Below are 1,096 nucleotides of genomic sequence, written 5' to 3'. Positions count from 1 at the left end.
CTTCATACTAACAACCCTATCATCAAACACAAAGCCGGTTTGCTGAATCTCGCCAAGGAACTCGGTAATGTCTCGAAAGCCTGTCAAATTATGGGCGTCTCAAGGGATACGTTTTATCGTTACCAGGAATTGGTCGCAGAAGGAGGCGTCGATGCCCTGATTAATCAAGATCGTCGTGTACCCAACCTCAAGAACCGCGTTGAGGAAGCGGTCGAACGGGCTGTGGTTGAGTATGCTGTTGCGTTCCCTGCTCATGGACAGCACCGGGCCAGTAATGAATTACGTCAAAAAGGGATAAGTGTCTCCGGTAGTGGGGTTCGCTCTATCTGGCAACGACATGATTTGGAAAACTTCCGAAAACGGTTGAAGGCGTTAGAAAAGAAAGTCACCACTGAAGGGATTATTCTGAGCGAGGCTCAAATTGCTGCGCGGGAGAAGAAGGCCCTTGATGATGAAGCCTGTGGTGAAATCGACACAGCCCATCCGGGTTATTTAGGTTCACAGGATACGTTTTATGTTGGCAACCTGAAAGGCGTGGGCCGTCTCTACCAGCAGACCTTTATTGATACCTACTCCAAGGTCGTCCATTGTAAGTTATATACGAGTAAAACGCCGATCACCGCCGCCGAACTGCTTAACGATCGGGTCTTGCCATTCTATGAGTCTCAGGCGTTGCCGATGCTGAGGATACTGACCGATCGGGGAACGGAGTACTGCGGTCGTGTAGAGCATCATGATTATGAGCTTTATCTGGCTATCAACGACATTGATCATACGAAGACGAAAGCGAGGTCGCCCCAGACGAACGGCATCTGTGAACGTTTTCACAGAACCCTCCTACAAGAATTTTACCAGATCACCTTTCGCAAGAAGCTATACAGTGATATAGAGGATTTGCAGGCGGATCTGGACAACTGGCTGTGGTACTACAATAATGAACGAACTCATCAGGGTAAAATGTGTTGCGGACGTACCCCCATGGACACGTTACTTGATGGCAAACGGGTCTGGGCAGAAAAGAATCTGAACCAGATTTAACCTGACAGACACCTGTATAAATAACCGGTAGCTGTCAGATCAAGTCTAAGCCAATACA

General features: G+C 48.3%; 1 protein-coding gene. It reads left to right on the top strand.

The annotated features are described in order from the left end of the window. The coding region (locus tag IQ209_RS17890; RefSeq protein ID WP_228005978.1) for an IS481 family transposase at positions 1-1,038 on the top strand (1,038 nt) is incomplete at its 5' end. Positions 1,039-1,096 lie beyond the last annotated feature (58 nt).

The sequence above is a fragment of the Xenorhabdus sp. BG5 genome (genome assembly GCF_015163665.1).
Classification (GTDB): Bacteria; Pseudomonadota; Gammaproteobacteria; order Enterobacterales; family Enterobacteriaceae; genus Xenorhabdus.
This window is presented reverse-complemented; position numbering and strand designations above follow the sequence as displayed.